Source organism: Delftia sp. DS1230, from assembly GCF_040112715.1.
Classification (GTDB): domain Bacteria; phylum Pseudomonadota; class Gammaproteobacteria; order Burkholderiales; family Burkholderiaceae_C; genus Comamonas; species Comamonas tsuruhatensis.
Map to the genome: position 1 here is coordinate 5,679,438 of NZ_CP157763.1, position 24,567 is coordinate 5,704,004.

General features: G+C 69.7%; 18 protein-coding genes. 6 read left to right on the plus strand and 12 right to left on the minus strand.

What is annotated here, in order from left to right:
* Positions 1-42: 42 nt before the first annotated feature.
* The 9 genes from AAN986_RS25555 to AAN986_RS25595 form a co-directional block, all read right to left on the minus strand.
* Positions 43-720, minus strand: a complete 678-nt coding sequence (locus AAN986_RS25555) for a carbonic anhydrase (protein WP_047218516.1) — start codon at positions 718-720, stop codon at positions 43-45.
* A 14-nt stretch (positions 721-734) separates the two neighbouring features.
* Positions 735-1,556 (minus strand): peptidylprolyl isomerase, encoded by an 822-nt coding sequence (locus AAN986_RS25560; RefSeq protein WP_043780720.1) that lies wholly within the window; start codon positions 1,554-1,556, stop codon positions 735-737.
* Between the two features lie 94 nt (positions 1,557-1,650).
* Positions 1,651-2,388, minus strand: coding sequence for a respiratory nitrate reductase subunit gamma (gene narI, locus AAN986_RS25565; RefSeq protein ID WP_047218517.1), 738 nt, complete (start codon positions 2,386-2,388; stop codon positions 1,651-1,653).
* On the minus strand, positions 2,385-3,098 hold the full coding sequence (gene narJ / locus AAN986_RS25570; RefSeq protein ID WP_016446634.1) for a nitrate reductase molybdenum cofactor assembly chaperone: 714 nt from the start codon (positions 3,096-3,098) through the stop codon (positions 2,385-2,387). The genes narI and narJ overlap by 4 nt, the downstream gene beginning before the upstream one ends.
* 11 nt (positions 3,099-3,109) lie before the next feature.
* Positions 3,110-4,651 carry a nitrate reductase subunit beta gene (narH, locus tag AAN986_RS25575; RefSeq protein WP_047218518.1) on the minus strand — a complete coding sequence of 514 codons (1,542 nt, stop codon included), beginning with the start codon at positions 4,649-4,651 and terminating at the stop codon, positions 3,110-3,112.
* 18 nt (positions 4,652-4,669) lie between these two features.
* The gene (locus AAN986_RS25580; protein ID WP_047218519.1) at positions 4,670-8,524 is read right to left on the minus strand and encodes a nitrate reductase subunit alpha; all 3,855 of its coding nucleotides are present in this window, start codon (positions 8,522-8,524) and stop codon (positions 4,670-4,672) included.
* 47 nt (positions 8,525-8,571) lie between these two features.
* Entirely contained in the window at positions 8,572-10,032 is a 1,461-nt protein-coding gene (locus tag AAN986_RS25585; RefSeq protein ID WP_047218530.1) for an MFS transporter, read from the minus strand.
* A 16-nt stretch (positions 10,033-10,048) separates the two neighbouring features.
* Positions 10,049-11,371 (minus strand): nitrate/nitrite transporter, encoded by a 1,323-nt coding sequence (locus AAN986_RS25590; protein ID WP_047218520.1) that lies wholly within the window; start codon positions 11,369-11,371, stop codon positions 10,049-10,051.
* 156 nt (positions 11,372-11,527) lie between these two features.
* On the minus strand, positions 11,528-12,490 hold the full coding sequence (locus tag AAN986_RS25595) for an AraC family transcriptional regulator (protein ID WP_047218521.1): 963 nt from the start codon (positions 12,488-12,490) through the stop codon (positions 11,528-11,530).
* A 130-nt stretch (positions 12,491-12,620) separates the two neighbouring features.
* On the opposite strand from AAN986_RS25595, the gene AAN986_RS25600 reads away from it, so the two are divergent.
* The 3 genes from AAN986_RS25600 to AAN986_RS25610 are packed head-to-tail and all read left to right on the plus strand — an operon-like array spanning position 12,621 to position 16,947.
* The gene (locus AAN986_RS25600; protein ID WP_047218522.1) at positions 12,621-14,615 is read left to right on the plus strand and encodes a TonB-dependent receptor; all 1,995 of its coding nucleotides are present in this window, start codon (positions 12,621-12,623) and stop codon (positions 14,613-14,615) included.
* 26 nt (positions 14,616-14,641) lie between these two features.
* The gene (locus tag AAN986_RS25605) at positions 14,642-15,709 is read left to right on the plus strand and encodes a methyltransferase (RefSeq protein ID WP_047218523.1); all 1,068 of its coding nucleotides are present in this window, start codon (positions 14,642-14,644) and stop codon (positions 15,707-15,709) included.
* Positions 15,706-16,947, plus strand: a complete 1,242-nt coding sequence (locus AAN986_RS25610; RefSeq protein WP_349335526.1) for an MFS transporter — start codon at positions 15,706-15,708, stop codon at positions 16,945-16,947. Before AAN986_RS25605 ends, AAN986_RS25610 begins: the two co-directional genes overlap by 4 nt.
* A 4-nt stretch (positions 16,948-16,951) precedes the next feature.
* Here AAN986_RS25610 and AAN986_RS25615 read toward each other — a convergent pair whose 3' ends face one another.
* Both AAN986_RS25615 and AAN986_RS25620 read right to left on the minus strand, forming a co-directional pair.
* Positions 16,952-17,623 (minus strand): response regulator, encoded by a 672-nt coding sequence (locus AAN986_RS25615; protein WP_012203037.1) that lies wholly within the window; start codon positions 17,621-17,623, stop codon positions 16,952-16,954.
* 28 nt (positions 17,624-17,651) lie between these two features.
* Positions 17,652-19,550 carry a type IV pili methyl-accepting chemotaxis transducer N-terminal domain-containing protein gene (locus tag AAN986_RS25620; protein ID WP_047219784.1) on the minus strand — a complete coding sequence of 633 codons (1,899 nt, stop codon included), beginning with the start codon at positions 19,548-19,550 and terminating at the stop codon, positions 17,652-17,654.
* A 162-nt stretch (positions 19,551-19,712) separates the two neighbouring features.
* On the opposite strand from AAN986_RS25620, the gene AAN986_RS25625 reads away from it, so the two are divergent.
* Positions 19,713-20,597: a ChaN family lipoprotein gene (locus AAN986_RS25625; RefSeq protein WP_047219785.1), complete on the plus strand. Its 885-nt coding sequence runs from the start codon at positions 19,713-19,715 to the stop codon at positions 20,595-20,597.
* A gap of 3 nt (positions 20,598-20,600) precedes the next feature.
* Here AAN986_RS25625 and AAN986_RS25630 read toward each other — a convergent pair whose 3' ends face one another.
* Positions 20,601-22,556, minus strand: a complete 1,956-nt coding sequence (locus AAN986_RS25630; RefSeq protein WP_016451962.1) for an EAL domain-containing protein — start codon at positions 22,554-22,556, stop codon at positions 20,601-20,603.
* A gap of 73 nt (positions 22,557-22,629) precedes the next feature.
* On the opposite strand from AAN986_RS25630, the gene purU reads away from it, so the two are divergent.
* Together purU and AAN986_RS25640 are read left to right on the plus strand one after the other, a co-directional pair.
* The gene (gene purU / locus AAN986_RS25635) at positions 22,630-23,478 is read left to right on the plus strand and encodes a formyltetrahydrofolate deformylase (protein ID WP_013804418.1); all 849 of its coding nucleotides are present in this window, start codon (positions 22,630-22,632) and stop codon (positions 23,476-23,478) included.
* Positions 23,479-23,497: 19 nt separating this feature from the next.
* Positions 23,498-24,421: a LysR substrate-binding domain-containing protein gene (locus AAN986_RS25640; protein ID WP_017405258.1), complete on the plus strand. Its 924-nt coding sequence runs from the start codon at positions 23,498-23,500 to the stop codon at positions 24,419-24,421.
* Positions 24,422-24,567: the final 146 nt, after the last annotated feature.

Here is a 24,567-nt window from a genome sequence, read left to right on the forward strand (position 1 = left end):
GTGTTGACTTGCCTGCCGCCGTCCCTGGCACTTGCTCGGGCCTCAGTCGACAAGCACTTGTCCATCATGCTCCACGTAGGGCGGGTACGGCCCGGTGCCGCTGTGCGGAGCTTGAGATGCCGCAACAAAGCGGCCGGTCTGGACATCGAAGACATGGACTTCGCCGTCTTCGATGACATAGTGCCACCCGTGCAGGCTGAGCTGCCCGGCCTCTACCCGCGATCGCACCATGGGATAGGCCATCAGCCGTTCGAGCTGCAGCACGACGGCGCGCTGCTCGGTGCGGCGCAGCGCCTCGGGGCCGGCCTGCACGGGCAGCACGGCCTCGCGGCCCAGGTCCAGCCAGCGCTGCAGGTTGCGTGCCTCGGGCGAGACTTCTCCATACAGGGCCTTGATGGCCCCGCAGTGGCTGTGGCCGCAGACCACGATGCGGCTGACCTGCAGGTTGAGCACGGCGAATTCGATGGCCGCCGCCGTGCCGTGGTGGCCGTGCGATCCGTCGTACGGCGGCACGAAGGCGCCCACGTTGCGCACCAGGAACAGCTCGCCCGGCGGCGCCCCCGTGAGCAGGTAGGGAACCAGGCGCGAGTCCGAGCAGCCGATGAACAGCGTGGTCGGATGCTGGCCCTCGTCGACCAGGGTGCGGAACTGCGCGCGGTACTGCGGGAAGGCGTGCTCGTGGAAGCGCCGCAGGCGCAGCAGCAGCTCGTCGTCGGGCATGGGCACTTCCCCGGCTATTGCACCAGCGGCGAGTCGGCCGCAGCGATGCGCACGCCCACCACTTCGGACTGGCCGGCCAGCAGTTGCAGGTACTGGTGGAGCGCGCTCACCCAGGTCTGCTGGTGCAGGGCCTGGGCGACGGCCGGGCGCGCCTGCTGCCAGTCGGGCAGAACGCCCGCCTCGCGCGCGCAGACCTCGACCACGTGCAGGCCGAAGCGGCTGTGCACCAGGCGCGGCAGCACGCCGATTTCCTGGGAGGCAAAGACATCGCGCGCGAATTCGGGTGCGCAGTCGCTGCGGCCCAGCCAGCCCAGTTCGCCGCCGTGCTGGCCGCTGGGGCAGTTGGACCATTGGCGCGCGGCCTCGGCAAAGCGCAGGCCGGCGTCGTCGGCGCAGCGCAGCTCGATCAGCAGGGCCTCGGCCCGCTGGGTGAGGGCGCGCACGTCCACGCCGGGCGTGACGGCAAACAGCACGTGGCGCAGGCGCACGCGCTCGCCCTGGGCGAAGCGCGCGGGGTTGGCATCGAAGTGGCGGCGGCAGGCGTCCTCGCCGGGCTCGGGCAGATGCAGCGATTGCTCCAGCAGCTGCTCTATGGCCTGGGAGGCGCGCTCGCTGATGACGCCGTCGTCGCCGGCCGCATCATCGGCGCCCAGCAGGCCTTCGCGCTGGGCCGCCTGGCGCAGCAGCTCGGTGCAGGCGCGCTGGCGCAGTTCGCGCTCGGGCGGGCGCTGTCCGGGTGCGTGCAGCGGCGTGTTGTTAATGCGGGCCACCTCGGCCCCGGCCTCGCCCACGGGCTGGAAGGCGGGCACTTCGGGAATCGCCGGGAGATCCCCCATCGGGGCAGAAGAAGTAGAAGAAGAAGGGGTTGAAGACGCGCAGCCGCAGTGGCCGCCGCCCGATCCGTTGCATCCATGTTCCATGTCGATCTCCTCAATGGCCGGGCTTGGCGTCACGGCGTGCCGACGATGCGGGCAGGCCCAGGCGGCGCGAGCGCACCAGCTGGTAGGGGCGCAGCAGGTAGACCAGGGTGCCGAAGCCGCTCCAGACGTGGACCAGGCGCGTGAAGGGGAAGACCAGGAAGATGCTCATGCCCAGGAACATGTGGGCCTTGAACACCCAGCCGGCATCGGCCAGCAGTTCGGCCGCGCCGCCACGGAAGGTGACGATGCGCTGCGCCCATTCGGCCAGGGCCATCATCATGGAGCCGTCCATGTGCTTTGCCGACAGCGGTATGGTGGCCAGGCCCAGCAGCAGCTGCAGCCACAGCAGCCAGAGGATGGCGATGTCGCTGAACCTGGAGTTGGCGCGGATGCGCACGTCCGACAGCCGGCGGTGCAGCAAGATGGTGAGTCCGATGAAGCCCAGCGTGCCCGCGATGCCGCCGCTGACCATGGCCAGCAGCTGCTTGGCGCCTGCGGCCATGAAGGGCTCGTAGACGAAGTGCGGCGTGAGCATGCCCACGGTGTGGCCGAAGAACAGGAACAGCACACCGATGTGGAACAGGTTGCTGCCCCAGCGCAGGCTGCCGCTGCGCAGCAGCTGCGATGAGTCGCTCTTCCAGGTGTACTGGTCGCGGTCGAAGCGCAGCCAGCTGCCGATGAAGAACACGGCCAGGCAGATGTAGGGGTAGAGGCCGAAGAGCAGGTGGTCTATCCAGGAGGGGGTCATGTCAGGCTCCTTTGGCGGGGTCCTTGGGCTTGGGGCGCCGCCGTGCGGCGCACGAAATGCACGGGCTGCTCGGCGCCGGGGCGCGATTGGCCCTGGCTGCTGCAGCCGTCGAAGGCGGCGGGTTCGGCCCAGGCCTCGTCCATGGCGGGCTCGGGGCGGATTTCCACGCGCTCGGCCCTGTGGCCGGTGATCTCCAGCACGGCCGCGATCACGCTGGCGTAGGGGCTGTCGCGCCGCGCCAGCGCCGTGAACAGGGCGTTGAGGATGTGGGCCATCTCGCCCAGGAATTCACGGGCGATGGCCGGCGGCTGGGTGGAGGCGAACTCCAGCACCACGGCCAGGTGGTCGGGCAGTTCGTCGGCCTCGAAGGCCAGGCCCGCGCGCTCGTAGGTCTGCTGCAGGTCGATCAGCGCCGGGCCCCGGTCGGCCGAGTCGCCGTGCACATGCTCGAACAGGTGCAGCGAGGTCTGGTGGCCCCGGTCGAAGGTGTCCACGTAGCGGGCCTCGGCCTCGAAGGGGTCCATGGCCTGCAGCTGCTCGGCCAGCTGCTGCAACTCGCGCAGCCGCGCGGGCGCCACGGATTGCTCCAGGCGCAGGGCGTCGATCAGGCCCGGCAGCAGGGCGCGCAGCTCGGCGCCGGGGTAGCCGATGAGGCAGGCCAGCGCGCGCAGCGTCAGGCGCACGGGGGAGGAGGTGTTGTGATTGAACATGGCGGCAGTCCTCACATTTGCGCGCGGATGGGGATGGTGCGCGGCTTCTTGCCGCCGAACAGGCTGGCGTCGGTGCTGCCGTCGGAGCAGCCGTTGCCGAACGAGAAGCCGCAGCCGCCGCGCAAATCGAACGCGCTTTCGGCGTATTCGCGGTGGGCCGAGGGGATGACGAAGCGGTCCTCGTAGTTGGCGATCGCCATGGTCTGGTACATGTCCTCGACCTCGTGCACCGTCAGTCCCGCGTACTGGAGCACGGACAGGTTCTGTTCCTGGTCCACGTGCTTGCTGCGCTGGTACGCGCGCATGGCCAGCATGCGCTCCAGCGCGCGCACCACGGGCGTGGTGTCGCCGGCGGTGAGCAGGTTGGCCAGGTACTGCACGGGGATGCGCAGCTGCGAGACATCGGGCAGGTCGCCATTGATGGGGCTGCGGCCGACACTGTCGAGATGCCCGGCGTTCGCCGCCGAGGTGATGGGCGACAGCGGCGGCACATACCAGACCATGGGCAGGGTGCGGTACTCGGGGTGCAGCGGCAGGGCCACCTTCCAGTCCACGGCCATCTTGTAGACGGGGCTGGACTGGGCGGCCTCGATCCAGGCGTCGGGGATGCCGTCGATGCGGGCCTGGCGGATGACCTCGGGGTCATTGGGGTCCAGGAAGATGTCCAGCTGCGCCTGGTAGAGGTCGCGGTCGCGCTCCACGCTGGCCGCCTCCTCGATGCGGTCGGCGTCGTACAGCAGCACGCCCAGGTAGCGGATGCGGCCCACGCAGGTTTCGGAGCAGACGGTGGGCTGGCCGGCCTCGATGCGCGGGTAGCAGAAGATGCATTTTTCGGCCTTGCCGCTTTGCCAGTTGTAGTAGATCTTCTTGTAGGGGCAGCCGGAGACGCACATGCGCCAGCCGCGGCACTTGTCCTGGTCGATGAGGACGATGCCGTCCTCCTCGCGCTTGTAGATCGAGCCCGAGGGGCAGGACGCCACGCAGGCCGGGTTCAGGCAGTGCTCGCACAGGCGCGGCAGGTACATCATGAAGGTGTTCTCGAACTGGCCGTAGATGTCCTTCTGGATCTGCTCGAAGTTCACGTCATGGCTGCGCTTGCTGAATTCGCCGCCCAGGATTTCCTCCCAGTTCGGACCCCATTCGATCTTCTCCATGCGCTGGCCCGAGATCAGGCTGCGCGCGCGCGCCGTGGGCGCGGCCTTGCTTTCCCTGGCCGACTGCAGGTGCTCGTAGTCGTAGGTGAAGGGTTCGTAGTAGTCGTCGATCTGGGGCAGGTTGGGGTTGGCGAAGATGCGCATCAACAGGCTCCACTTGCCGCCCTGGCGGGGCGCGATGGAGCCGTCCGTGCGGCGCATCCAGCCGCCGTTCCACTTGGCCTGGTTTTCCCACTCGCGCGGGTAGCCGATGCCGGGCTTGGTCTCGACGTTGTTGAACCAGGCGTATTCGACGCCGGGGCGGCTGGTCCAGACGTTCTTGCAGGTGACGGAGCAGGTGTGGCAGCCGATGCACTTGTCCAGGTTCAGCACCATGCCGATCTGTGCGCGGATTTTCATCGTGTTTCTCCTTGTTGTTCAGGCATGGGCGGCTGCGCCGGCCTCGGCTTCGTCGTCAAGCCAATCTATGCGGCGCATCTTGCGCACCAGGACAAATTCGTCACGGTTGGTGCCGATGGTTCCGTAGTAGTTGAAGCCGTAGCTGTACTGCGCGTAGCCGCCGATCATGTGGGTGGGCTTGAGCACGATGCGCGTGACCGAGTTGTGGATGCCGCCGCGCGTGCCGGTGATCTCCGAGCCCGGCGTGTTGATGGTCTTCTCCTGCGCGTGGTACATCATCACCATGCCCGGCTTGACGCGCTGGCTGACCACGGCCCGCGCCGCGATGGCGCCGTTGGCGTTGTACAGCTCCACCCAGTCGTTGTCGGCGATGCCGGCGCTCTTGGCGTCGTCCTCGCTGAGCCAGACGATGGGGCCGCCACGCGCCAGCGTGAGCATCATCAGGTTGTCGCCATAGGTGGAGTGGATGCCCCACTTCTGGTGCGGCGTGATGAAGTTCAGCGCGATCTCGGGGTGGCCGTTGGGCTTTTGGCCCTGCACTTCCTGCAGCGCCTTCATGTGCACGGGCGGGCGGTAGCTGACGAAGCCTTCGCCGAAGTCGCGCATCCACGGATGGTCCTGGTAGAACTGCTGGCGGCCGGTGAGGGTGCGCCATGGGATCAGCTCATGCACGTTGGTGTAGCAGGCGTTGTAGCTGACCTTCTCGCTTTCCAGGCCCGACCAGGTGGGCGAGCTGATGATCTTGCGCGGCTGGGCCTGGATGTCGCGAAAGCGGATCTTCTCGTCCTCGCGGTGCAGGGCCAGGTGGGCGTGCTCGCGCCCCGTCTGCTTCGACAGCGCCTCCCACGCCTTGACGGCCACGTGGCCGTTGGTCTCGGGCGCCAGCATCATCACCACCTCGGTGGCGTCGATGTCGGTGACGATGCGCGGGCGGCCCTGGCTCACGCCTTCCTCGCGCACCAGGCCGTTGAGCTCGCCCAGCTGCTCCACCTCGGTCTCGGTGTTCCAGCCGATGCCCTTGCCGCCGTTGCCCAGCCTGTCCATCAGCGGGCCCAGGGCCGTGAAGCGCTTGTAGAGGTTGGGATAGTCGCGCTCGACCACGGCAATCTGCGGCGCGGTCTTGCCGGGGATCAGGGCGCACTCGCCCTTCTTCCAGTCGCGCACGCCATCGGGCTGGGCCAGCTCGGCGGGGGTGTCGTGCATCAGCGGCGTGAGCACCACGTCCTTTTCCACGCCCAGGTGGCCCACGCAGACCTCGCTGAAGGACTTGGCGAAGCCCTTGTAGATCTCCCAGTCGCTCCTGGCCTGCCAGGCCGGGTCCACGGCCGCCGACAGCGGATGGATGAAGGGGTGCATGTCGCTGGTGTTGAGGTCGTTCTTCTCATACCAGGTGGCCGTGGGCAGGACGATGTCCGAGTACAGGCAGGTGGTGCTCATGCGGAAGTCCAGCGTGACCAGCAGGTCCAGCTTGCCTTCGGGCGCCTTGTCGTGCCAGCGCACTTCCTGCGGCTTGGCCGAATGGCCGGCGCCGGGCCGCCCCAAGCCGGCCGCCCCCTGGGGGGAGGCGCGCAGCGCATCGGGGGGGTCTTGTTCTCCAAGATCTTTTCCTTGCACGCCATGGGTGGTGCCCAGCAGGTGCTTGAGGAAGTACTCATGGCCCTTGCCCGAGCTGCCCAGGATGTTGGAGCGCCACACGAACATGTTGCGCGGCCAGTTGGCCGGGTGGTCGGGGTCCTCGCAACTCATGGACAGCGAGCCGTCCTGCAGGGACTGCACCACGTGGTCCTTCACGTCCAGGCCCTGGGCCTGGGCGTCGCGCACCAGCTGCAGCGGGTTGGCCTGCAGCTGCGGGGCGCTGGGCAGCCAGCCCATGCGCTCGGCGCGCACGTTGTAGTCGATCATGGCGCCGCCGTACTGGCTGCGGTCGGCCAGCGGGGACAGCACCTCTTCCACGCCCAGCTTCTCGTAGCGCCACTGGTCGGTGTGGGCGTAGAAGAAGCTGGTGGAGTTCATCTGGCGCGGCGGGCGCAGCCAGTCCAGCGCAAAGGCCAGCGCGGTCCAGCCGGTCTGCGGGCGCAGCTTTTCCTGGCCCACGTAGTGCGCCCAGCCGCCGCCGCTCTGGCCGATGCAGCCGCACAGCATCAGCATGTTGATGATGCCGCGGTAGTTCATGTCGCAGTGGTACCAGTGGTTCATGGCCGCGCCGATGATGACCATGGACTTGCCGCGCGTCTTCTCGGCGTTGTCGGCGAACTGGCGCGCAATGGCGATCACCTGGTCACGCGGCACGCCGGTGATCTTTTCCTGCCAGGCCGGGGTGTAGGGCGCATCGGCGTCATAGCCGCCATCAGCGCCCTCGCCGTCCAGACCGCGGTGGATGCCGTAGTTGCCCGCCAGCAGGTCGAACACGGTGGCCACGATGGCCTCCTCGCCGTCCAGCACCATGCGCGAGACAGGCACGCGGCGCAGCAGCACGTCCGTGCCCTGCTCGTTGGCGTCGAAGCCCGGCGACTGCAGGCCGCCGAAGTAGGGGAAGGCCACGTCGGCCACTTCACTTTCCACGCCCTGGCCGTCCAGCACCGAGAGCTTGAGCTGCACGTCATTGCCCGTGCGCGCCTCCTTGGATTCGAGGTTCCACAGGCCCTCGTCGGCACGGCCGGCCTCGCCCCAGCGAAAGCCGATGGAGCCGTTGGGCAGGGCCACGCCGCCGTCCTCGCCGTAGGCCACGGTCTTCCACTCGGGGTTGCTGTCCTGGCCCAGGTGGCCGTCGAAGTCGCTGGCGCGCACATAGCGCTCGGGAACCAGGGCCGTGCGGCCGTCGGGCAGTTGCTGGCGCTTGAGGCGGATCAGCAGCGGCAGGTCGGTGTAGCGGCGCGCATAGTCCTCGAAATAGGCCGGGCGGCCGCGCTCGCCGAAGTAGAACTCCTTGAGGATGACGTGGCCCATGGCCATGGCCACGGCCGCGTCCGTGCCCTGCTTGGGGTGCATCCACAGGTCGGCCAGCTTGGCGACCTCGGAGTAGTCGGGCGTGACGGCCACGACCTTGGCGCCCTTGTAGCGGACCTCGGTGAAGAAGTGGGCGTCGGGGGTGCGCGTCTGGGGCACGTTGGAGCCCCAGGCGATGATGAAGTTGGAGTTGTACCAGTCCGCGCTCTCTGGCACGTCGGTCTGCTCGCCCCAGGTCTGGGGGCTGGCCGGCGGCAGGTCGCAGTACCAGTCGTAGAAGCTCATGCACACGCCGCCGATCAGGCTCAGGTAGCGGCTGCCTGCGGCATACGAGATCATGGACATGGCCGGAATCGGCGAGAAGCCGATGATGCGGTCCGGCCCGTGCTTCTTGATGGTGTAGACGTTGGCCGCCGCGATCATGCGGTTGACCTCGTCCCAGCTGCTGCGCACGAAGCCGCCCAGGCCGCGCTGCTTTTGCCACTCGCTGCGCGCATCCGCGTTCTCGACGATGGCGGCCCAGGCATCGACCGGGCTCCTGGCCACGGCCAGTGCAGCGCGCCAGTGCTTGAGCAGCCGGCCGCGCACCATGGGGTATTTGACGCGGTTGGCGCTGTACAGGTACCAGCTGTAGCTGGCGCCGCGCGCGCAGCCGCGCGGCTCGTGGTTGGGCAGGTCGGCGCGCGTGCGCGGGTAGTCGGTCTGCTGGGTCTCCCAGGTCACGATGCCGCCCTTGACGTAGATCTTCCACGAGCACGAGCCCGTGCAGTTCACGCCGTGCGTGGAGCGCACCACCTTGTCATGCGCCCAGCGGTCGCGGTAGGCGTCTTCCCAGGTGCGGTCCTCGCCCGTCACCTGGCCATGGCCGTTGGAGAATTCCTGCCGGGGCAGGGAGAAGTAGGAAAGCTTGTCCAGAAAATGGCTCATCGCGGGACTCCTTGTTGTTCGTTGCGGTGCGGTCTGCGGCCCAGGGCTCAGCAGGGCATCTCGGCGTTCCTGCGCGCGTAGTACCACCAGGTCACGCCCACGCACAGCACATAGAAGGCGGCAAACACCCACAGCGCCAGCTCGGGCCCGCCCGTGGCGGCGATGGAGCTGCCGTAGCTCTTGGGGATGAAGAAGCCGCCGTAGGCTCCCAGCGCGCCCGCAAAGCCCAGGGCGGCCGCGCCTTCGGTATTGCCCTCCTTGAGGGCATGGGCCTGGGCTTCCTCGCTGGGATGGGCGCCCAGTTCGCGCTGCTTGAGGGCCAGGAAAATCGCCGGGATCATGCTGAAGGTCGATCCGTTGCCGATGCCCGTGGTCAGGAACAGCACCAGGAACATCAGGAAGAAGCCCATGAAGCTGCCCTCGGCGGGACCGAAGCCCAGCGCGTAGCCGCCGCTGCCCTTGGGCAGGAAATACAGCACGCCCACCACGGCCACGGCCATGACGAGGAAGTTCCAGAACGTCACGCGCGCGCCGCCCGCCTTGTCGGCCAGCCAGCCGCCAAAGGGCCGCGACAGCGCGCCCAGCAGCGGGCCCAGCCAGGCATAGGCCAGCGGATTGACCGCCGGGAACTGGCTCTTGATCAGCAGCGGAAAGCCGGCGGCAAAGCCGATGAACGAGCCGAAGGTGCCCAGGTACAGCAGGCACATCACCCAGTTGTGCTTGCGCCGGAAGATGGCGGCCTGGGCCGCGAAGCTGGCCTTGGCGTCGGCGATGTCGTTCATGCCGAACCAGGCGGCCAGCGAGGCGATGGCGATCCACGGCACCCAGATGAAGGCCGCGTTCTGCCCCCAGACCCGGGTGGTCTCGCCGGCCTTGGTGATGGTCTGCGCATCGCCGCCGAAGACGCCGAAGATGCCGGCCGTGATCACCAGCGGGCTCAGGAACTGCACCACCGACACGCCCAGGTTGCCCAGGCCCGCGTTCACGCCCAGGGCCGAGCCCTTGCGCTCCTTGGGAAAGAAGAAGCTGATGTTGGCCATGCTGGAGCTGAAGTTGCCCCCGCCCAGGCCGCACAGCAGGGCCAGAATCAGCATGGTCGGATAGCCGGTGCTGGCGTCCTGCACGGCGTAGCCGATGCCGATGGCCGGGATCAGCAGCGAGGCCGTGGACAGCGCCGTCCAGCGGCGCCCGCCCATCAGCGGCACCATGAAGGAATAGAAGATGCGCAGCGTGGCGCCCGACAGCGCGGGCGCCGCCGCCAGCCAGAAAAGCTGGTTGGTGGAGTAGGTGAAGCCCAGCGCGGGCAGGTTCACGGCCACCACGCTCCAGACCTGCCAGATGGCAAAGGCCAGGAACAGGGCGGGCACCGAGATCCAGAGATTGATCCTGGCGATGGCCTCGCCCTCGCGCTCCCAGAACTGCCTGTCCTCGGGGCGCCAGAGGGTCAGCACGCTGCCGGGGCGGCTGCGCGCGGATGCCTTTGCGGCGGTCTTGGTGTTCGCATGCATGTGCAGCTCCTGCGGTTCAGCGCGCGGCCGGCTGCACATCGCTGTGGCCGCCGTGGCTGTTGAGCACGTCGGTGCGGCGCACCTCGGTGAAATACATCCAGATCAGCGACACCCAGACCACGCCGTACAGCAGCATGAAGGCGCTGGAGCGGATGCCCGTCCAGTCCAGCAGCACGCCGAACAGGATGGGCAGGATGAAGCCGCCCATGCCGCCGGCCAGGCCCACGATGCCGCTGATGGCGCCGATGTTTCCGGGGTAGTCGTCGCTGATGTACTTGAAGACGCTGGCCTTGCCGAAGGCCATGGCAATGCCCAGCACGAACATCAGCGCGGTGAAGGCATGGACGTTCAGGCCCAGGTGAAAGCGGGTGCTGCCCTCGGTGGTGAGCACCGTGAAATCGGTCTGCGGATAGGACAGCAGGAACAGGCAGATCCAGCACACCCACAGCACCCACCAGGTCACGCTGTGTGCGCCGTACTTGTCCGACAGCCAGCCGCCGATGGCGCGCAGCACGCCGCCCGGCAGCGAAAAGCAGGCCGCCAGCAGGGCCGCCACGCGGATGTCCAGGCCGTACTCGCCCACGTAGTACTGCACCATCCACAGGCTCAGCGCCACATAGCCGCCGAAGACGATGCTGTAGTACTGGCAGTACTTGAGCACGCGCGGGTCCTTGAGCGCCTTCAACTGGTCGCTGAAGCGCACGTTGCTGGGCACCAGGTGGGCCGGGTCGCTGTGGCTGAACAGCCAGAACAGCACCAGCGCGCCCAGCATGATGGCCGCATAGGCATGCGGCACGGCGGCCCAGCCGAGGGCCACCAGGATCACCGGCGCCACGAACTTGTTGACCGCCGCGCCCGAGTTGCCCGCGCCGTAGATGCCCATGGCCATGCCCTGGCGCTCCTTGGGAAACCAGCGCGCCACATAGGGCGTGCCCACCGAGAACGAGCCGCCCGCCAGGCCCACGAACAGGCCGATGGTCAGGAAGTGCCAGTACTCGGTGGCATAGCCCATCACCCAGATCGCGGGCACGGTGACGGCCATCAGCACCGCCATCACGATGCGCCCGCCGAAGCGGTCGGTCCAGATGCCCAGCGGCACGCGCACCAGCGAGCCCGTGAGCACGGGCATGGCCGTGAGCAGGCCGAACTGCGTGGCGTTCAGATCCAGCATCTTCTTGATGGGGATGCCGATGATGCCGAACATCATCCAGACCATGAAGCAGACCGTGAAGGCCAGGGTGCTGACGGCCAGGACCGACCAGGCCTGGCGGTCGTGGCGCGTGCCTGTGCTGGTGCTCTTGCGGGGGTCGCCCTGTGCGGTGGGCGCTGTGTTTGCCATTTTGTTTTCCTCGTGGGGGCTATGGCTTCCATGGTCCCGCGCGAGGGCCGCGCCGCACATCCGCCAGCCGTACGCTCGGACAAGGCGGAAGAACTAGGAGCGCGCAGGCGGGCCTAGTTCCAAAGAACTATCGAGGACAAAAAGGCTTGACGCAGATCAGGAGCGGCGGCCAAAAACGGACTTCGGGCTGCGCCCGTAGAACCGCGTGAACGCGGCACTGAAGTTCGACGGATGGGCATAGCCCACCTGCCAGCCGGCCTGGGCGACCTGGCAGCCGGTCTCCAGCAGCGCCCAGGCGCGGCGCATGCGCAGCTCCAGCAGCAGGGCCTGGGGCGTGGTGCCGAAGACGGCGCGAAAGCCCTGCTTGAGCCGGTGCTCGCCCAGGCCAACGGCGGCGCTCAGGTAGGCCAGGGTCAGCGCGCGGTCCATCTGGGTGGACAGCAGTTCGCGCGCCTGTTCCAGCCGGGCCAGTTCGTCGGCCGACCAGCGCGGTGCCGCCTTGGCCGGCTGCGACGCAGGCGCAAGATGCCGCAGCTCCAGCGCGGCCAGGCTCAGCATGGCGATGTGGCGGTCCAGCGCATCGTTGGGCTGGTGCCCGGGCGGCTGGGCCAGGCGCCGCGCCAGCGCCAGGCTGGCCGGCAGGCTGGCACGGTGGTCCAAGGGCCGCACGCCGGCCGCGCCGTCCACCTGGGTCAGCCGCCGCGAAAGCTCGGCCCCCAGGTAGCGGTCCAGCGCCGCGCCCGACAACAGCAGGCGCAGCTGGCGCACGGTCTGGCCGGCCGCATAGCGGCGCTCGCCCTGGCTGCCGCGAAAGGCTGCCAGCGTGGTCTGCCCTGCGCCGAAGCGCAGCGCCGCGCCCGTGCGCGCCACAAAGCCCGATTGCCCGGCCAGCCCCAGCGTGATGACCAGGGTGCGGCCCTGGTCCGAGGCATCGGCCTGCACGCTGTCCTCCACCAGGTCGCGCAGCGGGCAGTAGTGCGAGCGCGCCAGCACGATGCCGTCGCCCAGCGTGAAGCGCTCCGCATGGCAGTCGCCCAGCTCGGCGGGCAGGGCATGCCGCGTCCAGCCCGGCGCACAGGGCTGGGGCAAGGCAAGCGAGGAAGGGATGCGGGAGGTCATGTGAGAGGGATGGATGCGCGCTTCGCATAGGAAACGCTCCGGCGCGCATACGTTTTCAAATGATAGCGATTCTCATCTTCCATAGCATCGGTCTCCAACGAGATTCCCTTTTGGAGAGGACGAGAAAACCATGGCATTCCCCCTTCGCTGGCCGGCCGCGCTGGCCCTGGTCCCCTTCACGGTGGCGGCCCAGGGCCAGGCGCCCGAAGCGGCCCTGCCCGAGATCACGGTCACGGTGAACAAGCAGGCCGAGAGCCTGGACGCCGTGCCCGCCAGCGTCTCCGTCTTCGACGGCGCGGCGCTGGAGGCGGCCGGCGTGCGCGGGCTGGACGCGCTGTCCGCCCAGGTGCCGGGCTTTGTGTTCCAGGCCTTCGGCCAGTCGGGCGTGCAGCCGCCCGTGATGCGCGGACTGACGGCCAACTTCGTGTCGTTCTCCTCGTCCACACTGCTGCTGGTCGATGGCGTGCCCACGCTGATGGCCCAGGGCTTCGAGCACAACCTGCAGGGCGTGGACCGCGTGGAGGTGCTGCGCGGCCCGCAATCGACCTTGTACGGCCGCAATGCCGAAGCGGGCGTGGTCAGCATCGTCACGCGCCAGCCCGGCGACACGCCCTATGCATCGATCAGCGCCGAGGCCGGCAACCACGGCCAGCGCGCGGGCAGCTTCGAGCTGGGCCGCGCCCTGGTGCCGGGCCAGCTCTACATCGGACTGTCGGGCGAGTGGCGCGCGCAGGACGGCTTCATACGCCAGCAGGCGACGGGAGCGCGCGTGGACGACCGCGAGCGCGCCAGCGGCCGCCTGGCCCTGCGCTGGACGCCCACGGCCGAGACCGAGGCCACGCTGCGCTACGCCCAGCAGCGCTGGGACGACGGCGCCGCGCAATGGGGCAGCATTGCCGCGCCGCGCGCCACGGTGAACTCGGGCACGGACAGCTGGAACCGCTCGCGCGGGCAGACGCTGTCGCTCGATGTCTCGCACCGCTTTGCCTCGGGCCTGCGGCTGCGCTCCATCACCGCGCGCAATGTCTTCGACGACCGCGTGCTGCAGGACACGGACTTCCAGCGCGCCGACCTGCTCCATGTACGGCGCGACTACCGCCTGGCCACGACCTCGCAGGAACTGCGCCTGGAAGGCGAGGCCGCAGGCCTGTGGAACGCGCGCTGGCTGGCCGGCCTGTACCTGGACCGCGACGACCATGACCTGCGCTACGAGCAAAAGCTGCCCGCCGCGCTGATGCGGCCCACGGCCGGGCTCAAGGGCAGCACGGCGGCGCTGTTCACGCACTGGACCGTCCCGCTGTCCGAGCGCTGGACGCTGGCGGCCGGCGCGCGCGTGGAGCGCAACCGCGTGGAACTGGCCCCCGTGGGCGCGGCGGCGCGCAGCGACGACTGGTCGCGCTTGAGCCCCAAGCTCTCGCTGCAATACCAGTGGTCGCCCCAGGGCCAGGTCTACACCAGCCTCAGCGAGGGCTACCGCGCGGGCGGCTTCAACGTGTTCTCTCCGGCCATGGGCTATGCGGCCTACGAGCCAGAGACCGTGCGCGCCTGGGAGATCGGCACCAAGGGCCGGCTGCTGGGGCAGCGCCTGCGCTATGCGGCCTCGGTCTACACCCAGCAGGTGCGCGACATGCAGGTGCAGCAGATGGGCCTGCCGGGCGTGGTCTACATCACCAATGCGGCGCGGGCGCGCTCCACGGGTGCGGACTTCGAGCTGGACTATGTGTTCGGCGGCGGCTGGCAGCTGCAGGCCGCCCTGGGCCTGAACCGCACGCGCTTCGGCAGCTTCCGCGACGGCGGCGCCGTCTACGACGGCCACCGCAACCCGTTTGCGCCCGACATGACGGCCCATGTGGCGCTGCGCTACGACGCGCCCGGCCGCTGGTGGGCGCAGGCCGCCGTGCAGGGCACGGGCAAGGTCTACCTGGACGCCGCCAACGCCTACCGCCGCCCCGGCTACGGGCTGCTCAACCTGTCGGCCGGCTATGCCCAGGGGTCCTGGGAAATCGCCGCCTACCTGCGCAATGCCGCCAACCGCCGCTACGACGCCGTGGGCTACCTGAATGGCCAGGTCGTGGTCTACAGCCCGCCGCGCGAGTTCGGCGTGCGGCTGACCTGGCGCATGTGACTCCCTTTCGTGAAAAGGACCTTCCGATGAATACACCCCGCTGTGAATCCCCTACCCACGCCCCCTCTCACGCCCTGCAGCCGCTGTGGGACCTGGCCGCCGCCCCGATCCAGGCCGAGGCCCTGGTGCTGGCCCTCGAATCGGGGGCGCTGGACCGGCTGGCCACGCCCCAGACGCCGGCCGAGCTGGCCCTGGCCCAGGGCTGGAACGAGGCCAATACCTCCCATTGGCTGGAATTGCTGTGGAGCATGGGCCTCCTGCGGCGCGGCCAGCACGAGCCCGTGAGCTACCTGCTGGCCACCGATGCGCTGCGCTACCTGCACAGCGCATCGCCCGAGTCCTGCGGCGCGGCCTGGCTGTTCCGCCTGCGCTCGCTGCGCCACTCCGCCACGCTGCTGCGCGGCCTGGTCGAGCACGGCCCTGCCGGGGACGGCTCGGCCTGCAGCGCCCCCTTGGCCACGGGCAATGCAGAAGGCTGGGCCGCCGCCGCGCGCGCCCAGATCGGCCAGGAGCAGCGCGCCGTCAGCGTGCCTGCCGCGCTGAACCTGCTGCAGCAGGTTCCCGAGGCAGGCGCCGCGCGCCGCATGCTGGACCTGGGCGGCGGCCCCGGCTGGATCGCGCTGGCCCTGCTGCGCCAGCAGCCCGCGCTGCAGGCCAGCGTCTTCGACTGGCCCGAGGCCGTGGCCGTGGCGGCGGACAACGCCCGCCAGTCCCGCCTGTCCGACCGCTTCACCGCCCTGGGCGGCAACCTGGCCACGGACAGCATAGGCAGCGGCTACGACCTGGTCTGGTGCTCGTCCGTGCTGCACTTCGTGCCCGATGCGGCAGCCGTGGTCGCCAAGGTGTTCGACGCGCTGGCGCCCGGCGGCGTCTTCGTCTGCGCCCATGCCGAGGTGGATGAGACGCCCGAAGCAGCCCTGCGCACCCTGCCCTACTACCTGCCCATGCGCCTGCTGGGCCGCAGCGTGACCCGGCGCGGCGAGCTGCAGGCGCTGCTGGCGCAGGCGGGCTTCGAGCGCCTCGAACGCATCGAGTCGCGCGAGTTTCCGATGGCGCCGCTGGCCGTGCTCATTGCCCGCAAGGCCGCGCCATGAAGGCCGCAGCTCCCCGCCCTGTCTGGCTGCTCCAGGCCCTGTTCGGCTGGCTGCACCTGGCGCTCACCGCCCCCAGCGTCTACCTCTGGCTGGGCCTGCCCCTGGTCATGCGCCAGCATGGCTGGTCGGGCACGGCCATCGGCCTGTTCCAGCTGGCGGGGCTGCCCGCGCTCATCAAGTTCGCGCTGGCCGCGCCCGTGGAAGCGCGCAGCGCGAACGGCCAGCCGCGCTACCGCGCCTGGGCGCTGGCCCTGTGCCTGGCTTATGCGGCCGTGCTGCTGGCCCTGGGCTGGCAGCAGTTGCTGGCCGAGCGCCTGTGGCTGTTCGGCCTGGCCTTCGCGGCCGCGCTGGCCGCCACCTGGGCCGACATTCCCGTCAGCGCCCTGGCCATCCGCCTGCTGCCCGCGTCCGAGCGCATGCGCGCCGGGGGCGTGCGCGCATCGGCGCTGTCGCTGGGCGCCATCGTGGGCGGCGGGATGATGCTGCTCATGCAGGCGAAATGGGGCTGGCGCGCGCCCTTCCTCTGCCTGGCCGGCGCGCTGGCCCTGGGCGCCCTGCTGCTGGCCTGGGTGGTGCGCCATGAGCCCGGGGATGCGCCCTCGCCTGTGCTGCTGCCTGCGCCCAAAGCTGGACTGGCCGCCATGGTCCGCGGCTATGGCGCCCAGCCCGGCGCCTGGCGCTGGACCCTGGTGCTGGTCAGCTACTTCCCCTTCATCGGCGCGGCCTGGTTCTACCTGAAGCCGCTGATGCTGGACCACGGCTTCGCGCCCGCCCAGGCCGCCCTGCTGGCCGGCATGGGCGGCGGCGTGGTGGCCGCGCTGGCGGGCGCGGCCTCGCCCCTGCTCACGCGCCGCCTGGGCACCCGGCGCGCCCTGCCCCTGTATGCGGGCTGCAACGTGGCCGCGCTGGCCCTGCTGGCCGCCGTCATCGCAGCCGGCGCCCCGCCCCCGGGCCTGGTCGCGGCCGTGGCCTGCGTGGCAGCAGCCATGGGCGCCTCCTCGGCCTGCGTCTTCGGACTGATGATGCAATTCGCCCGCCCGCGCTGGCAGGCCTTCGACTACGGCCTGCAGGCCAGCCTCTTCGCCGCCAGCCGCATGCTGGTGCCGCTGGCCGCCGGCGTGGCGCTGGACGCCATGGGCGCGGCGGCCATGCTCACCGGGCTGACCGTGGCGGCCGCGCTGGCGTGGGTGTGGGCGCTGCGGTGTGCTGGGGATGGTTGGGCTTCGGCCACAGCGTAGGCCGCTAATCCCGCTGCCGCTCCGACGCATACACCGCCGCCTGCACGCGCGAGCTCAGGCCCAGCTTGCGCAGGATGTGCTGGACGTGGATCTTGACCGTGGTCTCGGCAATGTCCAGCGTGCGGGCGATTTCCTTGTTGCTGGCGCCCCGGGCGATCTGGACCAGCACCTCTTCCTCGCGCGGGGACAGCGGCGAGGCCGGGGCCTCGTCCGGCTCGGGCGCCTGGGGCTCGGGCGCGCCCTGGGACTGGAAGGCCGCCACCAGCTTGCCCATCATCTCGGGGCTGACCACGGGCTCGCCGCGCGCGGCGCGGCGCAGGGCCTCGGACAGCAGGTCGCCGTCGATGGTCTTGAGCAGATAGCCCTGGGCGCCGTTGCGCAGCGCGGCCGCCAGGTCCTGGCCGTCCTCGCTCACGGTGAGCATGACGACGCGGCTGCCGGGCGATGCGGCCCGCAGGCCCGCGATGGCATCGACACCCAGCACGCCGGGCAGGTGGTTGTCCAGCAGGATGACCTGGGGCGCCAGCGCGGGCACCAGGCGCAGGGCCTCGCCCGCGTCGCCGGCCTCGCCGACCACGCGCAGGCCTGCGTCCTGGGCGATGAGGGCGATCAGGCCGCGCCGGAACAGCGTGTGGTCGTCGATGACGAAGACGGAGATGGGGCTGGAGAAGGACATGGGGCGGTCTTTTTCTTGCGGGAGCGTGTCACGCGTTCGAGGGGAGGGCCTGCGCTGGCGCGCCGGCCGAGGCCGACGGCGGCAGCTCGATCAGCACGCGCGTGCCCTCGCCGGGGCGGGAGTGGACATGGACCAGCGCCTGGGCCAGCAGGGCGCGCTCGCGCATGATGCCCAGGCCCACATGCAGCGAGTCCGGCGCAACGTCGGCGGGGACGAAGCCGCAGCCGTCGTCGCAGACTTCGAAGCGCCAGGGGTGGCGCCCCACGCGCAGCTCCACATGCCTGGCACCCGCGTGCTTGCGCACGTTGGACAGCGCCTCCTGCACCATGTGCAGCACCTGGATCTGCACGTCGGGCGCCAGCGGCAGGCCCTGGCCCGACATGCTCAGCGAGGTGGCAATGCCCGTCTGGTGCTCGAACTTGGACAGCGTGGCGCGCAGCGCGGCCTCGATGTCCTCGGCGCTGGTGCGCGTGCGGAAATGCACCAGCAGCTCGCGCACGTCGGCATAGCATTCGCGCACGCCCACTTCCAGCTCGCCCAGGCTGCGGTCGCGCGCCTCGTCGCGGCCCTTGGCCACGGCGTCGCGCAGCAGCTGGGTCTGTATCTTGAGAAAGGCCAGCGACTGGGCAATGGAGTCATGCAGCTCGCGTGCGATCAGGCCGCGCTCCTCGGCCACGGCGGCTTCGCGCTCCAGCGCCGTGGCGCGCAGGCTTTCCATGGCGCTGGCCAGGTGGCGCGCCATGGCGGACAGCAGGTCGCGCATGTCGTCCGTGAGCACCACGGTGGAGCGAAAGAACAGGTTGACCTCGCCCAGCAGGCGCTGCTGCAGTTGCACGGGGATGCTGACCACGGTCTCGAAGCCGGCCTCGCGGCAGTGCGGCAGCTGCAGGTCGCTGGCCGGCGTGATGGGGATCACGCGCAGCCGCGCCTGCTCGCGCGGCTGGCCGCACAGGCAGGCGCCCGTGTGCAGGCAGTGCTCCTGCACCGACATGGACTGGGGCAGGCCGTCGCCGGCCAGCAGCACGTAGCGCTCGTTGGCCTCGTCGGACCAGCGCACCGTGGCCGCATCGGCCTGGGCCGCCAGGCGGACCTGGCGCACAAAGCCTTCGGCCAGGGACTGCAGGCTGGCGGCCTCCGACGCCTGCACGCTGACCGCGTACAGCGCCTGCAGCTGCTGGTGCTGCACGTTGAGGCTGGCAGTCTTCTCGCGCACCTTGTCCTCCAGCTCGGCGTGAGAGCTCTGCAGCGACTGGGCCATCAGGTTGAAGCCGGCCGCCAGCTGGCCGAACTCGTCGTCCACCTCCACGCTCATGCGCGTGTCCAGGTGTCCGCGGCGCATGCGCTCCAGCGCCGAGCGCAGCTGGCCCACGGGATGCAGCACCAGCCAGTAGCTGGTGGCCATGAAACTCACGGCCGCGATGATGGCCAGCGCCATCAGACACATCTGAAACAGGTGCAGGATGGCCGTCCAGCGCGAGAGCCGGTCCTCGATGGCCTCGACGAAGCCGTCCACCTCGCGCACGAAGGCATCGGCGCTGCCCATGATGGCCTGCGCATCGACATGGTCCTCGGCCTGCCACTGCGTGCGCAGCGCACTCCAGTCGCCGCGTATGCGCTCGTAGCGCGCGCTGACCGCATCGCTCCAGGGCACGAACAGCGGGCGCGACATGTCGCCGCTGCGCAGCAGGTCCAGGCTGGCGTCGAACTGCTGCGCGCGCGCCTGCCACTGCGCAGGCGCCTCGTTCTGGCGCGCCATGGCCATGCGCACCATGCTCATGCGCAGCCGCCCGGCCTCGTTCACGGCGGCCGCGCCGCCCTCCAGCTGCCAGGCCACCCACAGCGTGAAGCCGATCGATGCCACGGCCGCCAGCAGGCAGGCCGCGCCCATGAGCAGCAGCTTGGTCGAAAGCGAGGGCTTGCCATGCATGGTCGCACTGTAGCCACGGCACATTTGCGCGTCTTGACCTGAATCAAGCGCCACCCGTTTGCGCCGTGCCCCCGCCCCGATTCCTAGGATCCTTTCCAACTGCCCCCAATGCCCACAGGGCCTATGGGGGCCCCGGGCAAGGCCAGTGTTTAGCATGGGGCCATGCAAGTCCGCTCCATCCCCCGCCCCTTCATCCGCACCCCGCGCCTTGCCGGCCTGGCTGCGGCCGCATGGCTGGCGGCAGCCCTTGCCGGCTGCGCCAGCTCCTCCACACCGGCGCGGGACTGGACGCAGCAGCTGCAGCGCTGGTCCGACGCACCTCTGGTGCTGCTGGGCGAGCAGCACGATGCGGCGGCCCACCAGGCCTGGCAACAGGCCACGGTGCAGCAGCTGGCCACGCAGGAGCGCCTGGCCGCGCTGGTGATCGAGATGGCGCCGCGCACGGGCTCCACGGCCAGCCTGGCGCGCGATGCCTCCGAGGACGCTGTGCAGCAGGCCTTGCAATGGCAGGACGCCGCCTGGCCCTGGCCGCGCTACCGCGGCGTGGTCATGGCCGCCGTGCGCGCAGGCGTGCCCGTGCTGGGCGGCAACCTGCCCCGCGCCGACATGAAGCAGGCCATGCGCAACCAGAATCTGGACACCCACCTGCCGCCCGAAGCCTGGCAGCGCCAGCTCGACGCCATCCGCGAAGGCCACTGCGGCCTGCTGCCCGACACACAGCTGCCGCCCATGGCCCGCATCCAGCTGGCCCGCGACGCCAGCATGGCCGAGGTGGCCAGGGCCGCAGTCAAGCCCGGCAAGACCGTGCTGTTGGTGGCCGGGCGCGGCCACGTGCTGCGCGGCGTGGGCATTCCCACCTGGCTGCCCGAGGCCGCAGGCGCCAAGGTGGCCGTGGCGCAGGCGGGGGAGACATCGGTGGCGCAGGCCTCGGATGTGGATTGGCTGCAGAAGACGGATGCCCTGCCCGCCAAGGACCACTGCGCCGAGCTGCGGGAGAAGTTCAGGAATCCGCCGGCGCCGCGGGCGGATGCGGGTCGGGTGGACTGAGCTTCACCCCTGCACGGCCCACATTCCCTCGTTGCCCGAGACCCACTCGCCGAACGCCTGCGCAGGCATGGGCTTGCTGCACAGATAGCCCTGGAAGAAGTCGCACCCCTTGCCGCGCAGGAATGCCAGCTGCTCGGCCGTCTCCACGCCCTCGGCCAGCACCTTCAGCCCCATGGCATGCCCCAGCGCGATCACCGACCCGCTGATGGCCATGTCGTCGGCGCTGTGCGGGATGTCGCGGATGAAGCCCTGGTCGATCTTGAGCAGGTCCAGCGGGAAGCGCTTGAGGTGGGCCAGCGAGGAATAACCGGTGCCGAAGTCGTCGATGGCCAGCCGCAGGCCCTGGGCGCGCAGACGGCGCATGACGGCCAGGGCCTCCTCGGGGCGCTCGGCCAGGGCACTTTCGGTGATCTCCAGCTCCAGGCAGTGCGGGGCGAAGCCCGTGGCGGCCAGCGCGTCGGCGGTGGCACCGGCGATGTCGGTCAGCAGGAACTGGTGCAGCGAGACATTGACCGCGATGGTCATCTCGGGCAGGCCCTGATCGCGCCAGCGCTGGCCCTGGGCGCAGGCCTCGCGCAGCACCCACAGGCCCAGCGCGCCGATGACGCCCGAGCTTTCGGCCACGGGGATGAAGCGGGCCGGGGAGATGAGGCCCTCGTCCGGGTCCAGCCAGCGCACCAGGGCCTCGGCGCCCACCAGGCGGCCCGTGGCCAGGTCGATCTGGGGCTGGAAGTACAGGCGCAGGTGGCCCAGGTCTATGGCCTGCCGCAGCCGTGCCTCCATGGCCAGCCGCTCGCGCGCGGCCGAGGTCATGTCTTCCTCGAAGAAGCACCAGGCACGGCCGCTGCGCGACTTGGCGCCGTAGACGGCGGCATGCGCGCCCTGCAGCAGGTCCTGGGCATTGCCGGCGTGGGAGGGATACATGCAGATGCCCACGCTGACGCCAGCCATGACGGACAGGCCGTCCGGCGAGCTCCAGGGCTGGCCGGCCGCCGCGATCAGTTGCCGTGCGCGGGCGATGGCGTCGCCGCGCTCGCTCATGCCCTTGCACAGCACGGCCAGTTCGTCACCGGCCATGCGCCCTATGAGGTCCTGGGGTCCCAGGGAGTCGTGCACACGGGCGGCGATGTGGCGCAGCACCTGGTCGCCAATGGCGTGGCCGTAGCTGTCGTTGACGTCCTTGAAGCGATCGATGTTCAGCAGCATCACGGCCAGCGTGCCCTGCTCGGCGGCCGCCTCGGCCACGGCGTCTTCCAGCAGCGCTGTGAAGCGCACGCTGTTGGGCAGGCCGGTGAGCATGTCGCGGTGGGCCAGGAATTCGAGCTGGGCCTCGCGCGCCTTCTCGGCCGAGATGTCGGTGAACATGCACACGTAGTGCGTGACCTTGCCCTGTGCGTCCTTGACGGCGCTGAGCGACATGCGCTCGGGAAAGACCTCGCCGTTCTTGCGGCGGTTCCAGATTTCGCCCTGCCAGTGGCCCGTGGCCTGCATGCTGTCCCACATGGCCTCGTAGAAGGCCTTGTCGTGGCGGCCGGACTTGAACATGCGCGGGGTCTTGCCCAGCATCTCCTGCTCGGTGTAGCCCAGCAGCCGCGTGAAGGCGCTGTTGACCGAGAGGATGCGGCTGCGCGCATCTGTGACGACCACGCCCTCCATGGTGTTGTCCACCACGGCGGCGGCCAGGCGCTGGCGTTCGTCGGCCTCCCGCCCGGCGGCCATCGCGGCATGGGCAGTGCGCTCTCCACGGCGCATGCGCCACAGCAGCCAGCCGCCGCCCACGGCCGTGACCAGCACCAGGGCCACCGAGGACAGCATGCGCCGCTGCGCTGCCGGCCCCGGCGGTATCTGCAGGTGCGCCAGCAGCCATTCCACGCCCCAGAGCCACAGCAGACCTGCGCACACATACAGGGTCAATGCGCCCCAGAGCGGTATTCGGGGCTGCTCTCCCTGATCTTGCATGTGGTTCCTCAGAACGTTCCCAGAACGTGTGACTTGCGCAGGGTCGTGTGCATGCTGCGACAATTGCGCCGCTATGACCCAAGCCTATATTCTTACCCTTTCGTGCCCCGACCGGCTCGGTCTGGTACATGCCGTCTCGGGCTTCCTGCTCGAGCAAGGCGGCAACATCGAAGAGGCCGCGCAGTATAACGACCCGGCCACCGGACTGTTCTTCATGCGCGTGCAATTTGCCTGCAACGGCTGCGATCCCGCGGCTCTGAGGGCGGCCCTAGCCGACCTGGGCGGCCAGTACCAGATGAAGTGGCGCCTGCACACCAAGGCCGAAGCCATGAAGACCGTGCTCATGGTCAGCAAGGAAGGCCACTGCCTCAACGACCTGCTGTTTCGCTGGAAGAGCGGCCTGCTGCCGGTGGACATCCGCGCCATCATCAGCAACCACCGCGAGTTCTACCAGCTGGCGGCCAGCTACAACATCCCCTTCCACCACATCCCCGTCACGGCTGCCACCAAGGCCCAGGCCGAGGCAAAGCAGTTCGAGATCATCGAGGCCGAAGGCGCCGAACTCGTGGTGCTGGCGCGCTACATGCAGGTGCTGTCCAACGACCTGTGCACCAAGCTGGCCGGCCGCGCGATCAACATCCACCACAGCTTCCTGCCCAGCTTCAAGGGCGCCAAGCCCTACTACCAGGCCCATGACCGCGGCGTGAAGCTGATCGGCGCCACGGCCCACTATGTGACGGCCGACCTGGACGAAGGCCCGATCATCGAGCAGGACGTGGCCCGCGCCGACCACACCGACACCGTGGAAGACCTCACGGCCCGCGGCCGCGACACCGAGAGCCAGGTGCTGGCCCGCGCCGTCAAGTGGCACAGCGAGCACCGCGTCATCCTCAACGGCCACAAGACCGTGGTCTTCCGCTGAAGCCGGCTCCCGGCCGCCCATGGCGAACGTGACCCTTGCCGCCGGCAGCGGCTTTGCCCCGCCCGGCAGCGGCGCCCGCCGCATCCCGCCCATACAGTGCCTGCTCACTTTCGAGGCGCTGGCGCGGCTGCGCAGCGTGACGCAGACGGCCGAGGAGCTGTGCGTCACGCCCAGCGCCGTCAGCCACCGCGTGCGCCAGCTCGAGCAGATCCTGGGCACGCGGCTGTTCGGCCGCTCGGACTTTTCGCTCACCACCGAAGGCAGCGCCTACCTGTCCCACGTGCGCGAGGGCCTGGGCGCGCTGCAGCGCTTCCCGGGCGAGGTGACGGCGCCGGGCCGCCGCAGGCTCAAGCTTGCGGTCACGCCCACCTTTGCGCGCGTGATCCTGATCCCGCGCCTGCGCCAGTTCACGGAAACCTATCCCGAGATCGACATCGCCCTGCAGGTCTCCATCCCGCTGCTGGACGTGGTGGCCGAGGATGCCGACCTGATGGTGCGCTTCGGCCCCGGCCACTATGCCGACGTGGAGCACATCGAGCTGGCGCGCGACGTGGTCACGCCGCTGGCCTCGCCGGCCTTCATCCGCGAGCATGGCCCCTTCGAGCAGCCCCAGGACCTGGAAGGCATGCCCCTGCTGCGCAGCCCGCTGGAGCCCTGGCGCACCTGGTTCGGCGCCACCGGCCTGGACTGGCCCGAGCCGCACGAGGGCTCGCAGTTCAACGACATCGGCCTGATGTGCGATGCGGCCTCGGCCGGCATGGGCATTGCCCTGGTGCGCCACAAGCTGGGCGCACCCTGGATGGACAACGGCACCCTGGTGCGCCTGTTCGACATGGACACGGCCAGCCCCCACGCCCACTACCTGTGCTGGCGCACCGGCACCATGGACCGCTGGGAATGCGCGGCCTTTGCTGAATGGTTGAAGAGGGCGATGGCCTGCTGAGGCGCCCATAACTGATTTCGCGGATTTCACGGATTTCACGCGCCGTTGCAATAAACATCAGCGCAGTCCCGCTGCACAAAGACGGCGGCATCGCCTAAAGTCAGGCCCCATGACTTCCGCCAGCTCCCCAGCCAGCCCTGCCCCCG

Coding starts and splice junctions, on each gene's coding strand:
- AAN986_RS25605 (WP_047218523.1), top strand. CDS start 14,642: ATGAATACACCCCGCTGTGAATCCCCTACCCACGCCCCCTCTCACGCC.
- narH (WP_047218518.1), bottom strand. CDS start 4,651: ATGAAAATCCGCGCACAGATCGGCATGGTGCTGAACCTGGACAAGTGC.
- narJ (WP_016446634.1), bottom strand. CDS start 3,098: ATGTTCAATCACAACACCTCCTCCCCCGTGCGCCTGACGCTGCGCGCG.
- AAN986_RS25600 (WP_047218522.1), top strand. CDS start 12,621: ATGGCATTCCCCCTTCGCTGGCCGGCCGCGCTGGCCCTGGTCCCCTTC.
- AAN986_RS25555 (WP_047218516.1), bottom strand. CDS start 720: ATGCCCGACGACGAGCTGCTGCTGCGCCTGCGGCGCTTCCACGAGCAC.
- AAN986_RS25560 (WP_043780720.1), bottom strand. CDS start 1,556: ATGGGGGATCTCCCGGCGATTCCCGAAGTGCCCGCCTTCCAGCCCGTG.
- AAN986_RS25625 (WP_047219785.1), top strand. CDS start 19,713: ATGCAAGTCCGCTCCATCCCCCGCCCCTTCATCCGCACCCCGCGCCTT.
- AAN986_RS25615 (WP_012203037.1), bottom strand. CDS start 17,623: ATGTCCTTCTCCAGCCCCATCTCCGTCTTCGTCATCGACGACCACACG.
- AAN986_RS25610 (WP_349335526.1), top strand. CDS start 15,706: ATGAAGGCCGCAGCTCCCCGCCCTGTCTGGCTGCTCCAGGCCCTGTTC.
- AAN986_RS25585 (WP_047218530.1), bottom strand. CDS start 10,032: ATGCATGCGAACACCAAGACCGCCGCAAAGGCATCCGCGCGCAGCCGC.
- AAN986_RS25640 (WP_017405258.1), top strand. CDS start 23,498: ATGGCGAACGTGACCCTTGCCGCCGGCAGCGGCTTTGCCCCGCCCGGC.
- purU (WP_013804418.1), top strand. CDS start 22,630: ATGACCCAAGCCTATATTCTTACCCTTTCGTGCCCCGACCGGCTCGGT.
- narI (WP_047218517.1), bottom strand. CDS start 2,388: ATGACCCCCTCCTGGATAGACCACCTGCTCTTCGGCCTCTACCCCTAC.
- AAN986_RS25595 (WP_047218521.1), bottom strand. CDS start 12,490: ATGACCTCCCGCATCCCTTCCTCGCTTGCCTTGCCCCAGCCCTGTGCG.
- AAN986_RS25620 (WP_047219784.1), bottom strand. CDS start 19,550: ATGCATGGCAAGCCCTCGCTTTCGACCAAGCTGCTGCTCATGGGCGCG.
- AAN986_RS25580 (WP_047218519.1), bottom strand. CDS start 8,524: ATGAGCCATTTTCTGGACAAGCTTTCCTACTTCTCCCTGCCCCGGCAG.
- AAN986_RS25630 (WP_016451962.1), bottom strand. CDS start 22,556: ATGCAAGATCAGGGAGAGCAGCCCCGAATACCGCTCTGGGGCGCATTG.
- AAN986_RS25590 (WP_047218520.1), bottom strand. CDS start 11,371: ATGGCAAACACAGCGCCCACCGCACAGGGCGACCCCCGCAAGAGCACC.